At 68.0% G+C, this 16,628-nt stretch carries 10 protein-coding genes, 1 tRNA gene, 1 rRNA gene and 1 other annotated feature; of the genes, 3 read left to right on the top strand and 9 right to left on the bottom strand.

Annotation, left to right across the window (positions count from 1 at the left end; genetic code table 11):
• Positions 1 to 14: 14 nt before the first annotated feature.
• Positions 15 to 5,492, bottom strand: coding sequence for a HAMP domain-containing protein (locus EAO75_RS07260; RefSeq protein ID WP_147994118.1), 5,478 nt, complete (start codon positions 5,490 to 5,492; stop codon positions 15 to 17).
• A 378-nt stretch (positions 5,493 to 5,870) separates the two neighbouring features.
• Between EAO75_RS07260 and EAO75_RS07250 the strand changes: the two genes are divergently transcribed.
• Complete coding sequence (locus EAO75_RS07250; RefSeq protein WP_147994117.1) at positions 5,871 to 8,615, top strand: SpoIIE family protein phosphatase; 2,745 nt, start codon at positions 5,871 to 5,873, stop codon at positions 8,613 to 8,615.
• Between the two features lie 58 nt (positions 8,616 to 8,673).
• Here EAO75_RS07250 and EAO75_RS07245 read toward each other — a convergent pair.
• From EAO75_RS07245 to thyX, 6 genes are all read right to left on the bottom strand, one after another.
• A tRNA-Thr gene (locus tag EAO75_RS07245) sits at positions 8,674 to 8,749 on the bottom strand.
• Positions 8,750 to 8,825: 76 nt separating this feature from the next.
• Positions 8,826 to 9,488, bottom strand: a complete 663-nt coding sequence (locus EAO75_RS07240; RefSeq protein ID WP_147994331.1) for a DegT/DnrJ/EryC1/StrS family aminotransferase — start codon at positions 9,486 to 9,488, stop codon at positions 8,826 to 8,828.
• A 113-nt stretch (positions 9,489 to 9,601) separates the two neighbouring features.
• Positions 9,602 to 9,718: ribosomal RNA gene (gene rrf, locus EAO75_RS07235) — 5S ribosomal RNA — on the bottom strand.
• A gap of 100 nt (positions 9,719 to 9,818) precedes the next feature.
• Positions 9,819 to 10,132: a sequence feature (23S ribosomal RNA rRNA prediction is too short), on the bottom strand.
• Between the two features lie 423 nt (positions 10,133 to 10,555).
• The gene (locus tag EAO75_RS07225; protein WP_147994116.1) at positions 10,556 to 12,241 is read right to left on the bottom strand and encodes a ribonuclease J; all 1,686 of its coding nucleotides are present in this window, start codon (positions 12,239 to 12,241) and stop codon (positions 10,556 to 10,558) included.
• 157 nt (positions 12,242 to 12,398) lie between these two features.
• Positions 12,399 to 13,298, bottom strand: a complete 900-nt coding sequence (dapA, locus tag EAO75_RS07220; protein WP_147994115.1) for a 4-hydroxy-tetrahydrodipicolinate synthase — start codon at positions 13,296 to 13,298, stop codon at positions 12,399 to 12,401.
• 200 nt (positions 13,299 to 13,498) lie between these two features.
• Positions 13,499 to 14,239, bottom strand: a complete 741-nt coding sequence (gene thyX / locus EAO75_RS07215; RefSeq protein ID WP_147994114.1) for an FAD-dependent thymidylate synthase — start codon at positions 14,237 to 14,239, stop codon at positions 13,499 to 13,501.
• Between the two features lie 210 nt (positions 14,240 to 14,449).
• Between thyX and EAO75_RS07210 the strand changes: the two genes are divergently transcribed.
• Positions 14,450 to 14,686 carry a hypothetical protein gene (locus EAO75_RS07210; protein WP_147994113.1) on the top strand — a complete coding sequence of 79 codons (237 nt, stop codon included), beginning with the start codon at positions 14,450 to 14,452 and terminating at the stop codon, positions 14,684 to 14,686.
• Positions 14,687 to 14,776: 90 nt separating this feature from the next.
• Positions 14,777 to 15,331, top strand: coding sequence for a PH domain-containing protein (locus EAO75_RS07205; protein ID WP_147994112.1), 555 nt, complete (start codon positions 14,777 to 14,779; stop codon positions 15,329 to 15,331).
• A 61-nt stretch (positions 15,332 to 15,392) separates the two neighbouring features.
• Here EAO75_RS07205 and EAO75_RS07200 read toward each other — a convergent pair whose 3' ends face one another.
• Entirely contained in the window at positions 15,393 to 15,845 is a 453-nt protein-coding gene (locus EAO75_RS07200; protein WP_147994111.1) for a hypothetical protein, read from the bottom strand.
• Positions 15,846 to 15,854: 9 nt separating this feature from the next.
• On the bottom strand, positions 15,855 to 16,607 hold the full coding sequence (dapB, locus tag EAO75_RS07195; protein WP_147994110.1) for a 4-hydroxy-tetrahydrodipicolinate reductase: 753 nt from the start codon (positions 16,605 to 16,607) through the stop codon (positions 15,855 to 15,857).
• Positions 16,608 to 16,628: the final 21 nt, after the last annotated feature.

Raw genomic sequence — 16,628 nt, 5'->3', positions numbered from 1 at the left:
ACTTTCAGCCGTCGTCACTGGTCCCTCATCCACTGGTCCATCACCGCAAGAAGATGATCGGGATCGACCGGCTTCGTCACGTAATCGGAAGCCCCCGACTCGATCGCCTTCTCCCGGTCGCCCTTCATCGCCTTGGCGGTCAGCGCGATGATCGGAAGCCCGGCGAACTGCGGCATCCGGCGGATCGCCGTGGTCGTCGCGTACCCGTCCATCTCCGGCATCATGATGTCCATGAGCACGACCGCCACATCGTCGTGCTGCTCCAGGACCTCGATGCCCTCACGGCCGTTCTCGGCGTACAGCACGGACAGGCCGTGCTGCTCCAGGACGCTGGTGAGCGCGAAGACGTTACGGATGTCGTCGTCGACGATCAGCACCTTCTCGCCGCCGAACCGGATGCCCCGGCGCGGCTGCGGTGTCCTGTCCTGCTGCTCCGTCGCGGACCACCGCTCCAGCTGCGCCGGGCGCTGTTCCAGCTCGTGGGCGGCCCTGCGGCGGCGCCTGAAGAGCGCGGCGGCGCCGTTCTGGGTCTCCCGGTAGGACCGCACCTCGGCCGGCGTCTCGATCTCGACGTCGGACAGCTCCGCCAGATCGGCGGCCGAGGCCACCAGATCGCCCGCGTCGAGGGACGGCAGCTGCTGCTGGTAGCCGTGCGGGGGCAGTTCGCTGGGGTGCAGCGGCAAATACAGCGTGAACGTCGATCCGCGTCCCGGCTCGCTCTGCGCGTGGATCTCGCCACCCAGCAGTTGCGCGATCTCCCGCGAGATGGACAGTCCCAGACCGGTACCGCCGTACTTGCGGCTGGTCGTGCCGTCCGCCTGCTTGAACGCCTCGAAGATCACCCGCATCTTGCTGGCCGCGATCCCGATGCCCGTGTCGGTCACGGAGAACGCGATCAGTGGCGCGTCCGCCTCGGTCAGCGAACCGGCCTCCAGCAGCTGCTCCCGGATCACCTGCGGCACATCCATCCCGGCGGGCCGGATCACCAGCTCGACCGAGCCGGAGTCGGTGAACTTCACCGCGTTCGACAGCAGGTTCCGCAGCACCTGAAGCAGCCGCTGCTCGTCGGTGTGCAGCGTGGCCGGCAGCTCCGGCGAGACCCGTACGGACAGGTCCAGGCCCTTCTCCGCGGTCAGTGGCCGGAAGGTGGCCTCCACGTAGTCCACGAGCTGGACGAGCGCGATGCGCGTCGGGGAGACGTCCATCTTGCCCGCCTCGACCTTCGACAGGTCCAGGATGTCGTTGATCAGCTGCAGCAGGTCGGAGCCGGCGCCGTGGATGGTCTCGGCGAACTCGACCTGCTTCGGCGACAGGTTGCCCTCGGCGTTGTCGGCGAGCAGCTTGGCCAGGATCAGCAGCGAGTTCAGCGGCGTACGCAGCTCGTGCGACATGTTGGCGAGGAACTCGCTCTTGTAGCGCATGGAGACGGCGAGTTGCTCGGCGCGCTCCTCCAGGACCTGCCGCGCCTCCTCGATCTCGGTGTTCTTCACCTCGATGTCGCGGTTCTGCTGGGCCAGCAGCTCGGCCTTCTCCTCCAGCTCGGCGTTGGACGCCTGGAGGGCCTTTTGCCGGTTCTCCAACTCGGCCGAGCGCTCACGCAGTTGCTCAGTCAGCTCCTGCGACTGCTTCAGCAGCACCTCGGTCTTGGTGTTGACCGAGATGGTGTTGACGCTGGTCGCGATCATCTCGGCGATCTGGTTGAGGAAGTCCTTCTGGATCTGCGTGAAGGGGGTGAAGGAAGCCAGCTCGATGACACCGAGCACCTTGCCCTCGAACAGCACCGGAAGGACGATCACCTGCGCGGGAGGCGCCTCTCCGAGCCCGGAGGAGATCTTCAGGTAGCCGCTGGGCGCGTTCTCCACCAGGATCGTGCGCTTTTCCTCGGCGGCCGTCCCGATGAGCGCCTCACCCGGCCGGAAGGACGTCGGCATGGATCCCATCGAGTAGCCGTACGACCCGAGCATCCGCAGCTCGTACTGGTCGTCGTTCTCGGCGGCCAGATCCTTGCCGTCGAGGAGCGGCATGGCGACGAAGAACGCGCCGTGCTGCGCGGTCACGACCGGTGTCAGCTCGCTCATGATCAGCGAGGCCACGTCCTCCAGATCGCGGCGGCCCTGCATCAGCGCCGAGATCCGGGCGAGGTTGCCCTTGAGCCAGTCCTGCTCCTTGTTGGCGATCGTGGTGTCGCGCAGGTTGGCGATCATCTTGTTGATGTAGTCCTGGAGCTCCTGGATCTCGCCGGACGCGTCGACGTCGATCTTCAGGTTCAGGTCGCCACGGGTCACCGCGGTCGCCACGCGCGCGATGGCACGCACCTGGCGAGTAAGGTTTCCTGCCATTTCGTTCACGGACTCGGTGAGGTCGCGCCAGGTTCCGTCGACGTCACGCACGCGTGCCTGGCCACCGAGCTGCCCCTCCGTGCCCACCTCGCGGGCGACTCGGGTGACCTCCTCGGCGAACGACGACAGCTGGTCGACCATCGTGTTGATCGTCGTCTTGAGTTCGAGGATCTCGCCCCGGGCGTCGATGTCGATCTTCTTCGTCAGGTCACCCTTGGCGATGGCGGTGGTGACCATGGCGATGTTGCGCACCTGGCCGGTCAGGTTGGACGCCATCTGGTTCACGGACTCGGTGAGGTCCTTCCACGTACCGGCCACACCCGGTACGTGCGCCTGACCGCCGAGGATCCCGTCCGTGCCCACCTCGCGGGCCACCTTGGTGACCTGGTCGGCGAACGAACTCAGCGTCTTCACCATGGTGTTGAAGGTGTCGGCGAGCTGCGCGACCTCGCCGCGCGCCTCGATCGTCACCGTCCGCGTCAGGTCACCGTTGGCGACGGCCGCCGCGACCTGGGAGATGTTCCGCACCTGGACGGTCAGGTTGTTGGCCATCAGGTTGACGTTGTTGCTGAGGTCCTTCCAGATGCCCGTGGCGCCCGGCACGTGCGCCTGGCCACCGAGGATGCCGTCCGTGCCCACCTCACGGGCCACTCGCGTCACCTGCTCCGCGAAGGACGACAGCTGGTCCACCATCGTGTTCACGGTGGTGACGAGCTCGAGGATCTCGCCCTTCGCATCGACAGTGATCTTCTTCGACAGGTCACCCTTGGCGACCGCGGTCGTGACCTCGGCGATGTTGCGCACCTGGATCGTCAGGTTGTTCGCCATGAAGTTCACGGACTGCGTGAGGTCCTTCCAGGTGCCGGAGACACCCTGCACCTCGGCCTGCCCGCCGAGGATGCCTTCCGTGCCCACCTCACGGGCCACACGCGTGACCTCTTCGGCGAAGGACGACAGCTGGTCCACCATCGTGTTCAGGGTGTTCTTCAGCTCCAGGATCTCCCCGCGCGCGTCCACGGTGATCTTCTGGGACAGGTCACCCCGGGCCACCGCCGTGGCGACCTGCGCGATGTTGCGCACCTGGCCGGTCAGGTTGGAGGCCATGCCGTTCACGGAGTCGGTCAGGTCACGCCACACACCGGCGACGCCGGGCACCTGTGCCTGTCCGCCCAGGCGGCCCTCGGTACCCACCTCACGCGCGACCAGGGTCACCTGGTCGGCGAAGGACGACAGCTGGTCGACCATCGTGTTGATGGTGTTCTTCAGCTCCAGGATCTCGCCGCGCGCGTCGACGTCGATCTTCTGGGACAGGTCACCGCGCGCGACCGCCGTGGTGACCTGGGCGATGTTGCGCACCTGGGCAGTCAGGTTCCCTGCCATTCCGTTGACGGAGTCGGTCAGCTCCTTCCACGTACCGGCGACACCCGGTACGACGGCCTGACCGCCCAGCCGGCCCTCGGTACCCACGTCCCGGGCCATCCGCGTGACCTGGTCGGCGAAGGACGACAGCTGGTCCACCATCGTGTTCACGGTGTTCTTCAGCTGGAGCATCTCGCCGGAGACGTCCACGGTGACCTTCTGCGACAAGTCACCGTTCGCCACCGCCGTGGTGACCTGGGCGATGTTCCTCACCTGTCCGGTGAGGTTCCGGAAGGCCGTGTTGACGGAGTCCGTCAGGTCCTTCCACGTGCCTGCCGCCCCCGGCACCTGCGCCTGCCCGCCGAGCTCACCCTCGACACCGACCTCGCGCGCCACGCGCGTGACCTCGGCACCGAACGACGACAGCTGGTCGACCATGCCGTTGACGGTGTTCTTCAGCTCCAGCATCTCGCCGGCCACATCGACCGTGACCTTCTGCGACAGGTCACCGTTGGCCACGGCCGTCGTCACGGCGGCGATGTCCCGCACCTGAATGGTGAGGTTCCGGAAGACGGTGTTGACGGASTCCGTCAGGTCCTTCCAGGTGCCCGCGGCGCCCGGCACGTTCGCCTGGCCGCCCAGCCGCCCCTCGGCGCCGACCTCGTTGGCCACACGTGTGACCTCGTCGGCGAAGATCCGCAGCGTCTCGGTCATCTGGTTGATCGTGTCCGCGAGCTGAGCGACCTCGCCGCGCGCCGAAACGGTCACCTTCTGCGAGAGGTCACCGTTGGCGACGGCAGTCGTCACCTGTGCGATTCCTCGCACCTGGGCCGTCAGGTTGCCGGCCATGAGGTTCACCGAATCGGTGAGGTCCTTCCACACACCGGCCACACCCGGCACCTTCGCCTGCCCGCCGAGCTCGCCCTCGGTGCCCACCTCACGCGCGACTCGCGTCACCTCGGAGGAGAAGGACGACAGCTGGTCCACCATCGTGTTGACGGTGTTCTTCAGCTCCAGCATCTCGCCGGCCACATGAACGGTGACCTTCCGAGACAGATCACCCTTGGCGACCGCCGTGGTCACCAGGGCGATGTCCCTCACCTGGGCCGTCAGCCGGTACGCCATCGTGTTGACGGAGTCCGTGAGGTCCTTCCACGAACCCGACATCCCACGCACGCGTGCCTGCCCGCCGAGCTTGCCCTCGGTACCGACCTCGCTGGCCACACGCGTGACCTCGTCGGTGAACGTGGACAGCTGATCGACAAGGTTGTTTACGGTCCGCCCGACCTTGAGGAACTCACCCCGCAGTGGATGCCCGGCACCGTCCTGCGCCTGCGTGCGCAGCTCCATACGCGGCGACAGATCACCCTCGGCCACCGCGGTGAGCACCCGGCCGACCTCGGAGACAGGCCGTACGAGGTCGTCGACCAGGGAGTTCGAGTTGTCGATGGCGGCCGCCCAGGAGCCCTCACAGGCCCCCGTCTCCAGCCGCTCCGTGAGCTTGCCCTCACGGCCGACCATCCGACGCACGCGCGCCAGCTCACCCGTGAGGTGGAGATTTCGGTCGGCCACCTCGTTGAAGACAGCGGCGATCTCCGACATCACGCCGTCCCCGGACACCGTGAGCCGCTTCCGGAAATTCCCGTCGCGCATGGACACCAGCGCCGCCAGCAGCCGGTTCAGGGCAGCCGTATCCACGGCGGTGGTCCCGCCACGCGCCTTGCGCTCGTTCCTCAGGGACTGTCCGCCTTTCGCGCGCGTCTTAGTGCCCCGCGTCGCTGCGCCAGACTCCACTGTGTCCCTCCCGCAGGGGTCGACCGTTACTGCTGTGCTCGGGTTCTACTGTTCGGCGTACCCGTTACCGCTGGGTATTCCTGCCGGATATACCAGGCCACACCACGTGCTGCTGCCCGCGGTACGCGAATGACACCCAGCCTGCCCGGACCTTCACAAGAAGCTTGCCCAGTGTTTCACCCTGCCTGAACCCGGCCATAACAGTTCGGCAGCTTCGCACATCGTCCGCACACCCTCTGGGCGGAAACACTGCAGACCGGCATCCGCATGGACGGCGAAGGTAAGTAACCTTGCATGCGGCTGTCCAGCCGCGCCGGTCCCGTCCGGCCTGGGCGGTGACAGGAGGAGCACGAGCGGGCATCGGAGGGGCAGCCGGACATGACCACCGGACTGATCCCGGGGGGACAATCCCCGGAGCGGCCGACGGGCGCGCACATGCCGCACCAGCGGCGCGAGCCGGTCGGCCAGGAAGCCCTGCACGTCGACAACCGGACGAGGAGTTCAGTGATCACCGCGCGCGCGGCAGCCAGCTTCGATCCCGTCGGGCGATCGGTCGCGAGCGCCCGCTCCTTCGTCCGCGACACCCTGCAGGGCTGGGGCTTCGCCGACATCGTCGACGACGCCGTCGTCCTCACCAGCGAACTGGTGACGAACGCAGTCGTACACGCGGGCACCTCCGCGGACGTCCTGTGCCTGCGAAGTGAAGAGGGCGTACGGATCGAGGTGGCCGACCGGTATCCGGAGCGCGAGATCCCGCTCCAGGGCTCACCCGTCAACATGGGCAGCCCCGACCGCGAGGGCGGCCGCGGACTCCAGCTGTGCGCGGCCCTGGCCGGCCGCTGGGGCGTCGAGTACACCCCGACGCACAAGCAGGTCTGGTTCCAACTCAACCTCCCCGAGCGCCCGGTGGGCACCCGCGCCGCCGGCCCGTCCCTGCCCTCCGACCTCCTCCCGCTCGCCGACGGCCGCGTCCGCGTCGCCGTGGTCCAGATCGACCGCACGGGCTCCATCTCGTCGTGGAGCGAGGACGCGGAGGAACTCTTCGGCTACGCGGCGGAGCAGGTCACCGGCAAGCCTCTGACCGACCTCGCGGCCTGGCCGCACACCCCGGGCACCAGCACCGGCATCGCGGAGGCGCTCCAACTCTCGCGCTGGGAAGGCAGCTACGGCATAAGAGGCGCCAACGGCCGCGTCACACCGGTGTACGCCTCCCACCTCCGCGTCCGCGACACGGGCGGCGAGCCCTCCACGGTCTGCCTCCTGGTCCGCGACCACGAACGCGCGGTCCTGCAGACCCCGTTGCGCGTCCCGGCCTCCGACACCGGCGCCGAGTCCCAGAGCACCGACCCCTTCGAGGTGTTCATCGGCTCCCCGGCCCCTGACGACCTCGACGGCCTCCTCCAGCGCACGGTGGAACGCGCCCGCGACATGCTGGACGGCGACTCCGCCTTCCTGCTCCTCGCGACCGACGACGAGACGGAGCTGGAGGTCCGCGCCTCCACCGGCCTGCCCTCCGCCCGCCAGCGCTTCGCACGCGTGCCCGTCGAGGCGGGCCCCGGCCGCTACGGCTCGGCCCGCATGCCGGCGGTCCACGAGGACCTCACGATGGTCCCCGGCGCCGTACCCCTCCTGCGGGGCACCGGCATGCGCTCGGTCGTCACGGTCCCGCTCAAGGTCGAGGGCCGCCTCACCGGCTCCCTCGGCGTCGCCGCCGAGGCCCCCGCCAGATACTCCAACGAGGAGGCGCTGCGCCTCCAGTTCGCCGCCGACCGCATCGCCCTCGCGGTGGAATCGGCCCGGCTCGGCGAACTCGAACGCCTGCGCCGAGGTTCCCTCAGCTTCCTGGTCGAGGCCTCCGACCTCCTCGCCGGCACCCTGGACCGCGACCAGACTCTCGCGCTGATGGCCCAGATGACGGTCCCGACGCTGGCCACCTGGTGCGCGGTCTACACCATCGCCGACCAGGCCTCGGAGCCGTACCTGTCGTACGTCCTGCACGAGGACGAGGAACTCATCGACGGCATTAAGTCGCTGTTGTCGAAGATCCCCCCGCCGGACCCGGTACCCACCCCCGGCGCCCGCGTCTGGTCGGCCCCCGCCGAGTCCGCCCACCAGGCGGCCCTGCGCACCTCCATGCGCAGCCTGGGCCTGGGCGAGCCCATCGGCCGCATCAGCGCCGGCATCGGGCCCACCCTGGCCACGGCGTCCGCGGTCGGCGGCGAGACGGTCGTACTGCCGCTGGTGGCCCGCAACCGCGTCATCGGCATGCTGACCCTGGGCAAGCCCACGGACGAACACTTCCGCCAGGAAATCCTGGAGCTGGCCGAGGACTTGAGCCGCAGGGCCGCCCTGGCCCTGGACAACGCCCGCCTCTACTCCGAGCGCACCGCCATCAGCCAGTCCCTCCAGCGCAGCCTCCTGCCCCCCGAGCTCCCCGAGATCGGCGGCGTCGAGGTCGAGGTCATCTACCGCGCGGCCGGCGAGGGCAACGAGGTCGGCGGCGACTTCTACGACCTCTTCCCGATCAGCGACGGCGCCTACGGCTTCGCCATCGGCGACGTCTGCGGTACGGGCCCGAACGCGGCGGCGGTCACGGGCCTTGCCCGGCACGCCCTCCGGCTCCTCGCACGCGAGGGCCTCAGCGGCCCGGCGGTCCTGGAACGCCTGAACTCCGCGATCCTCGACGAGGGCGCCCGCAGCCGCTTCCTGACGCTCCTGTACGGCGAGTTGAGGCCGCAGGAGGACGGCAGCGCCGAGCTGAAGGTGGTCTGCGCCGGCCACCCGCTCCCGCTCCGCCTGCGCCAGGACGGCACGGTCGAACCGGCCGCGGAACCCCAGCCGCTGCTCGGCGTCATGGAGGACCTGGAGCTCTACGAGCAGACGGTCACCCTCGACCCCGGCGACGTCCTTCTCTGCGTCACGGACGGTGTCACCGAACGCCGCGAGGGCAGCCGCATGCTGGGCGACGACGGCCTCACCGACGTCCTCACGACCTGCACCGGCCTTACGGCAGGCGCTGTGGCGGCTCGCATCATGCGCGCGGTCGAACGCTTCGCCTCTGACGCCCCGTCCGACGACATGGCGATCCTGGCGATGCGGGTCCCGGGCATCCACAAGGACTGAGGCAGACAGGGAGAAGAGCATGAGAAAGGCCCCGCCCGAATGGGCGGGGCCTTCTCCGTGGAGCCCCCAAACGGAATCGAACCGTTGACCTTCTCCTTACCATGGAGACGCTCTACCGACTGAGCTATAGGGGCCAGCTGCCTTTTGCGAAGTTTCCCTCGCAGCAACGGAATAGATCATACCCTGAACGCGCCGTGCTCCCAAACCCGCTCAGAACGCGGGCTGGAGCAGTCCTCCGAGCGCATTGCAGGCAGACACGACGCGCTGCATGTCCCGCTTGGTCAGAGAAGCGTCAACCGGCAGAGCCAACGTTTCATCAGCGGCCCGCTCGGTCTCCGGCAGAGACACACACCGACGGAACTCGGGCAGCCTGTGCACGGGCGTCTTCACCGGCACCCGGCATTCAACTCCCCTGGCTCGCACGGCCCGAGCAAAGGCGTCCCGATCCGGCCGCCCATTCCCCGGCACCCGCACGACGTACTGCTGGTAGGTGTGCCCGTCACCGCCATCGGGCGTGTACACACCCTTCAGCTTCGCGTCCAGATACGAGGCCCGCTGCCTGCGCTGAGCGATTTCGTCGTACGGCACCTCGGACTCACCCTGCTCCAGCACCAGCAGCCCGTGCCGCTGCCCGATCTCGTGCAACCGCGCGATATCAGCCGACCGACCAAAGCGATGTACGGCGACAACGGCCGCCGTGCGCTGAGTGACAACCGCCTMGACCGTGACGGCGTCCAGGCAGTACGTCACCGGGTCTATGTCGGCGAACACCGGCAGCGCTCCGGCCAGGAGCACGGCCTCGGCGACTTCGACGTTCCCGAAGGCCGGTACGACAACCTCGTCACCGACGCCGACGCCGGCAGCCCTGAGCATTGCAGCAGTACCCATGTGGGTGATGTTGGTTGCGGAACGTGAACGCCAGGTGACGCACAACAAAAAAGGGTTGGACCCAGAACCGAAGTTCCGGGTCCAACCCTATAAAAGGAGTTCGGCGGCGTCCTACTCTCCCACAGGGTCCCCCCTGCAGTACCATCGGCGCTGTAAGGCTTAGCTTCCGGGTTCGGAATGTAACCGGGCGTTTCCCTCACGCTATAACCACCGAAACACTATGAAACTGTGACCGGAAACCCCCCAAACAAAGGGGGGACGTCGGTCGTTGCTTCAGAACCAACACAGTGGACGCGAGCCTCTATGGACAAGCCCTCGGCCTATTAGTACCGGTCACCTCCACACGTTACCGTGCTTCCAGATCCGGCCTATCAACCCAGTCGTCTACTGGGAGCCTTACCCCATCAAGTGGGTGGGAATACTCATCTCGAAGCAGGCTTCCCGCTTAGATGCTTTCAGCGGTTATCCCTCCCGAACGTAGCCAACCAGCCATGCCCTTGGCAGAACAACTGGCACACCAGAGGTTCGTCCGTCCCGGTCCTCTCGTACGTAATCGGGTGCACACATCACGAGAGCGGAACAGTCAGGCGGAATAGGCCCGACCGTTCACAGCGTCCTCGCTGTGTTTTGTTTCAAAGGAACCTCGTCCCAACCGGAAGACCGGCCGGAGACGGGGTATCAACATATCTGGCGTTGATTTTTGGCACGCTGTTGAGTTCTCAAGGAACGGACGCTTCCTTTGTACTCACCCTCTCGGGCTTTCCTCCGGGCGCTTCCCTTCGGTCTTGCGTTTCCGACTCTATCAGACCGTTTTCCGATCCGATTTCCTCGGTGCTTTCCAGGTTCCCGCTTTCGCGTTTCCCTTTCCGGCGGTTCCGACTTTATCAGAGATTCTGAGTCGGAATTCCCGCCCCCCTGCGGGGACTGGTTCCGGCACACGAGGTGGCCGGGTTCCCGGTTGGGCGGAGCCGTAAACGTACTGGAGCGGGGCGCCTCGATGCAAATCGAGGCGCCCCGCTCCGGACTCACGCAGTCGAGCGTCCGACGGACCGTCAGACCTCCACCACCACAGGCAGGATCATCGGCCTGCGGCGATACGTGTCGGAGACCCACTTGCCCAGGGTCCGCCGCACCAGCTGCTGCATCTGGTGGGGTTCGACCACACCGTCCTGGGCCGACCGCTCCAGTACCTCCGTGATCCTCGGGATGACGTCCCCGAAGGCGGAGTCCTCGATGCCGGAGCCGCGGGCCTGGATGTGCGGGCCGCCCGTGATCTTGCCGGTGGATGAGTCCACCACCACGAAGACCGAGATGATGCCCTCGTCGCCGAGGATCTTGCGGTCCTTGAGCGCCGGCTCGCCGACGTCGCCGACCGAGAGGCCGTCGACGTACACGTAGCCCGCCTGGACCTTGCCGGAGATCTTCGCCTTGCCCTCGATGAGGTCGACGACGACGCCGTCCTCGGCGATGACGATGCGGTCGTGCGGGACGCCGGTGAGGGCGCCCAGCTCGGCGTTGGCACGCAGGTGTCGCCATTCGCCGTGCACCGGCATCAGGTTCTTCGGGCGGCAGATGTTGTAGAAGTACAGCAGCTCGCCGGCCGAGGCGTGGCCCGAGACGTGGACCTTGGCGTTGCCCTTGTGGACGACGTTCGCGCCCCAGCGGGTCAGACCGTTGATCACGCGGTACACCGCGTTCTCGTTGCCGGGGATCAGGGAGGACGCCAGGATCACCGTGTCGCCGTTGACGATCCGGATCTGGTGGTCCCTGTTCGCCATCCTCGACAGGGCTGCCATCGGTTCGCCCTGCGAACCCGTGCAGACCAGTACGACCTCGCTGTCGGGGAGATCGTCCAGCGTCTTGATGTCCACCACCAGGCCCGGGGGGACCTTCAGGTAGCCCAGGTCCCTGGCGATGCCCATGTTGCGGACCATCGAGCGGCCGACGAAGGCGACCCTGCGGCCGTACTCGTGGGCCGCGTCCAGGATCTGCTGGATGCGGTGGATGTGGCTGGCGAAGCTCGCCACGATGATCCGCTTGCGGGCGTTCGCGAAGACCTGGCGCAGGACGTTGGAGATGTCCCGCTCGGGCGGGACGAAGCCCGGGACCTCCGCGTTCGTCGAGTCGGAGAGAAGAAGGTCGATCCCCTCCTCGCTCAGACGCGCGAACGCGTGCAGGTCGGTCAGGCGGTTGTCCAGCGGGAGCTGGTCCATCTTGAAGTCGCCGGTGTGGACCACCATGCCGGCGGGGGTGCGGATCGCCACGGCAAGGGCGTCCGGGATGGAGTGGTTGACCGCGACGAACTCGCAGTCGAAGGGGCCGATGCGTTCGCGGTTCCCCTCCGCCACTTCGAGGGTGTAGGGGCGGATGCGGTGCTCCTGGAGCTTGGCCTCGATGAGGGCGAGGGTCAGCTTGGAGCCGATCAGCGGGATGTCCGGCTTCTCGCGCAGGAGGTAGGGGACGCCGCCGATGTGGTCCTCGTGGCCATGGGTGAGAACGATGCCCTCGATGTCGTCGAGGCGGTCCCTGATGGACGAGAAGTCCGGCAGGATCAGGTCGATTCCGGGCTGCTCCTCCTCGGGGAAGAGCACTCCGCAGTCGACGATCAGGAGGCGGCCGCCGTATTCGAAGACCGTCATGTTTCGGCCGATCTCACCGAGACCGCCCAGCGGGGTGACCCGTAGGCCGCCTTCGGGGAGCGGCGGGGGCGGGCCGAGTTCAGGATGCGGATGACTCAAAAGACTCTCCTCACCACGCACGCCACGTACCGGTCGGGCACGTGGCGCGCGTGACGTTCGTGCAGAAGCAGTTGTCGTTGTGTGTAGTGCGCAGGCACCGGTGGCCTGCTTATTCAGTTGTGGAGTCTGCTGCGCGGCCGGCGCGCGAAGTCTGGTGTTAAAGCTGTACCCCGCCTGCGGCAAGATCGATCTTGAGCTGCTCGATCTCCTCGGGGGAGCACTCGGCCATGGGGGCACGCAGCGGTCCGGCGGGCAGGCCCTGGAGGGCGAGCGCGGCCTTCGTCGTCATGACGCCCTGGGTGCGGAACATGCCGGTGTAGACCGGGAGCAGCTTCTGGTGGATCTCGGTGGCCTTCTGGACGTCGCCGGAGACGTACGCGTCGACGAGCGCGCGCAGGTCGGGGGTGACGAGGTGGCCGACGACCGAGACGAAGCCGACCGCGCCCACGGAGWGCAGCGGCAGGTTCAGCATGTCGTCGCCGGAGTACCAGGCGAGGCCGGAGCGGGCGATGGCCCAGCTGGCTCGGCCGAGGTCACCCTTCGCGTCCTTGTTGGCGACGATGCGCGGGTGTTCGGCCAGGCGGACGATCGTCTCGGTGTTGATCGGGACGCCGCTGCGGCCGGGGATGTCGTAGAGCATGACCGGCAGCTCGGTGGCGTCGGCGATGGCCTTGAAGTGCCGGTACAGGCCTTCCTGCGGGGGCTTGTTGTAGTACGGCGTGACGACCAGGAGGCCGTGTGCGCCGACCTGCTGGGCCGTACGGGCCAGCTCGAGGCTGTGGTGCGTGTCGTTGGTGCCGACTCCGGCCACCACGTGAGCGCGGTCGCCGACCGCCTCCAGTACCGCTCGTACGAGGTCCGATTTCTCCGCGTCGCTGGTGGTGGGCGACTCGCCGGTGGTGCCGTTGATGATCAGGCCGTCGTTGCCTGCGTCCACCAGGTGCGTGGCGAGCCGCTGTGCGCCGTCGAGGTCGATTGCGCCGTCCGCCGTGAAAGGCGTGATCATGGCGGTGAGGACCCGCCCGAAGGGGGTCTGCGGAGTGGAGGTCGGAGCCATGGGTTACACGCTACTCGTTGCGCACGGCCTGGTCTGCCCTAGGGGGGTGCGGGAAAGTCAGGACAAATATGGAGCCCGGCACTGCCTGCTCGGGGGTTCAAGCAGTGCCGGGTCCGTTTGATCAGGCTAGATGAACATCTCTAAATGCCGCAATACGGACACTTCATGAGGCTGACGCCTGCCCCCGCTCCCGGAGCGTCTTACGGCGCCACGCGGCCGTTCGCATTGAAGGCGGCGTACGTCAGCGGCATGAGCTTGGCCCACTGCGCCTCCATCTTCTCGCCGACCATCTCGATCTCCCGCTGCGGGAAGGACGGGACCTTGGCCAGCTCGTGCTGGGTGCGCAGGCCGAGGAAGTGCATCAGCGAGCGGGCGTTGCAGGTGGCGTACATCGAGGAGAACAGGCCGACCGGGAGGACCGCACGGGCGACCTCGCGGGCGACGCCGGCGGCAAGCATCTCCTGGTAGGCCTCGTACGACTCCCGGTACGAGTCCTCCATGACACGGCCGACCAGCTCCTGCTGGGCCTGGGTGCCCTCCACGAAGACGTACTTGCCCGKGCGGYCCTCCTGGACCAGCTTGCGGGACTCGGCGGGGACGTAGAAGACCGGCTGGAGCTCCCGGTAGCGACCGCTCTCCTCGTTGTACGACCAGCCCACGCGGTGCCGCATGAACTCGCGGAAGACGAAGATCGGGGCGCTGATGAAGAAGGTCATCGAGTTGTGCTCGAAGGGGCTGCCGTGCCGGTCCCGCATCAGGTAGTTGATCAGGCCCTTGGAGCGCTCGGGGTCCTTCTGCAGCTCCTCCAGGGACTGCTCGCCGGCGGTGGAGACGCGGGCGGCCCACAGCACGTCGGAGTCGGCCGCGCTGTGCTTGACCAGCTCGACGGAGACGTCACTGCGGAAGCTGGGCTTGGGTTCGTCGGCGGGGGTGTCGGTCACGGCTCGCGGGGTCCTTCCATCACTTCTCTGGGCGGCGCCCACTCTACGGCCCGGCACTGACAACGGGGCGTTCGGTGCCGGGTCACGACATACGTCGGCGAACTTCGGCGAATTTCTGTGAATTCGGTGAAACCGGGCACCTTTTGGGGCACTCGCTCGTCTGTGTTGGTGACGACTACTCATACTCTCCCGAGAGGAGAAGACCCCCCGATGTTCCGTCGGCGCGAGTCCGTACCCTTCGCCTTCCTCGCCGAAGCCGACCGATTCCGAAGCAATGTCGCTCCCCCGCCCCGCGAGCGGGCGTCCGCCGGTCAGATGGCCGGGCGCTGGCTGCTGGGGCTCACCCTCGTCGCAGGGCTGGTGGGCTCGCTGGTGGTCGGGATGCCGGCCCTGTCCGTCGATACGGCCTCGCCGACCCAGCAGTCGCAGGCGTCCCAAGGGCGCTGACCCCATCGGACCCCCAAGGGTGGTGAGTGGGGACCCGGGTCGATAGCCTCACCGGGCACAGCCCATGCATGGATTGAGTGAGGACCAGCCGTGCCCCTGCCCTTCCTGACGGCCGATCGCGCCTTCGAGGCAGCCGACGACGTCGCGCTCCCCTTCGACGACCACGAACGCTGGCGGCGTCCCTACCGCCCCGGTCCGTGGCGGGTGGGCATGGCGGCGCTGTGGCTGCTGCTCGCCTCGTACGTGCTGTTCGCGGCGGTCATCATCGCCCTGACCGGCACCCTGCCCGGGGCCGCCGTGGTCTTCGGGATCGCGCTGGCCATCATCGTCAGTGCCCTGCGGCTGCTGCGCGCGGGCGTGTGGGTGAGCGCGCGCGGGCTGCGCCATGTGGGCTTCTTCCTGACACGCACGGTGCCCTGGGATCAGATCGCCGCCGTGCGGACGGTGCAGCAGCCGGTGCGCTGGCTGGGGTTGCCGCGCACGGTCCAGGGGCAGGCGCTGATGCTCGTACGGCAGGGCCGTGCGGCGGATGACGCGCCGACTCTGATGACCACGCACAACGCGGACTTCCTGGCACGGTTCGCGGCGTTCGACCGGGCCGCCGACGCGGTCGAGGCGTGGGCGGCGGAGAACAGGCGCGGCTGACCGCGACAGACATGCGAAGGGGCCGGTCCGCAGCAGCGGGCCGGCCCCTTCGGCGTATGGCTCAGGCCTCGATGGTCCTGCCGTCGTGCAGGGCGATGGCCTGCTGCATCGCCTTGCGCGCCCGCGGGGTGTCCCGGGCGTCGTGGTAGGCGACGGCGAGGCGGAACCAGCTGCGCCAGTCGTCGGGCGCCGCTTCCGTCTCGGCCTTGCGCTTGGCGAAGACCTCGTCGGCCGAGTCGCGGTCGATCCGGCCGCCAGGCGTGCGCTTCAGCTCGTCGACGGGCAGGCCGCCCTCGGCGTCGAGTTCGGCGGCCAGCGCGTTGGCCCTGCGGACGAACTGGGTGTTCTTCCACAGGAACCACAGGCCGATCACCGGCAGGATCAGCACCGCTACGCCGAAGGTGACGGTGAGGAGGGTGCCGGACTGGATGAGCAGCACGCCACGGCTGCCGACCAGGACGAAGTAGACGACCAGGACGGCGGCCGTTATGGCATAGGAGAGCTTCGCGCGCATCTGCGAGCCTCAGCCCAGGTCCAGGAAGTGTTCCAGGCCGAACGTCAGGCCGGGAGTGGTCACCACGCGGCGGGCGCCGAGCAGGATGCCCGGCATGAAGCTGCTGTGGTGGAGGGAGTCGTGGCGGACGGTGAGGGTCTCGCCCTCACCGCCGAGCAGGACCTCCTGGTGGGCCAGCAGGCCGCGCAGGCGGACGGAGTGGACGGGGATTCCGTCGACGTCCGCACCCCGCGCGCCGTCCAGGGCGGTCTCCGTCGCGTCCGGCGCCGGGGCCGTGCCCGCCTTCGCGCGCGCCTCTGCGATGAGCTGGGCCGTGCGGGTGGCGGTGCCGGACGGGGCGTCGACCTTCTTCGGGTGGTGCAGCTCGACGACCTCGACCGACTCGAAGTAGGGCGCGGCGATCTGCGCGAACTTCATCGTCAGGACGGCCCCGATGGAGAAGTTCGGCGCGATGAGCACGCCCGTCTGCGGGGAGGCGGCCAGCCAGCCCTTCAGCTGCGTGAGGCGCTCGTCGGTCCAGCCCGTCGTGCCGACGACCGCATGGATGCCGTGGTTCACGCAGTAGTCGAGGTTGGCCATCACCGAGTCCGGCGTGGTCAGTTCGACGGCCACCTGGGCGCCCGTCTCCGCGAGCGTCTCCAGCTTGTCGCCCCGGCTCAGGGCGGCGACCAGCTCCATGTCCTCGGCGGCCTCGACCGCCCGTACCGCCTCGGAGCCGATCCGGCCCCCGGCTCCGAGGACCGCCACGCGCAGCTTGCTCATCCTTGTTGCTTCCTTACCGAA

It is taken from the genome of Streptomyces sp. UW30 (assembly GCF_008042075.1).
Taxonomy (GTDB): domain Bacteria; phylum Actinomycetota; class Actinomycetes; order Streptomycetales; family Streptomycetaceae; genus Streptomyces.
Note: the sequence above shows the minus strand (reverse complement) of the source record. Positions and strands in the feature narration are given on the sequence as shown.

Excerpts from the sequence above, each read along its gene's own strand:
- EAO75_RS07250 (WP_147994117.1), top strand. The coding sequence starts at position 5,871 with ATGACCACCGGACTGATCCCGGGGGGACAATCCCCGGAGCGGCCGACG.
- EAO75_RS07200 (WP_147994111.1), bottom strand. The coding sequence starts at position 15,845 with ATGCGCGCGAAGCTCTCCTATGCCATAACGGCCGCCGTCCTGGTCGTC.
- EAO75_RS07210 (WP_147994113.1), top strand. The coding sequence starts at position 14,450 with ATGTTCCGTCGGCGCGAGTCCGTACCCTTCGCCTTCCTCGCCGAAGCC.
- dapB (WP_147994110.1), bottom strand. The coding sequence starts at position 16,607 with ATGAGCAAGCTGCGCGTGGCGGTCCTCGGAGCCGGGGGCCGGATCGGC.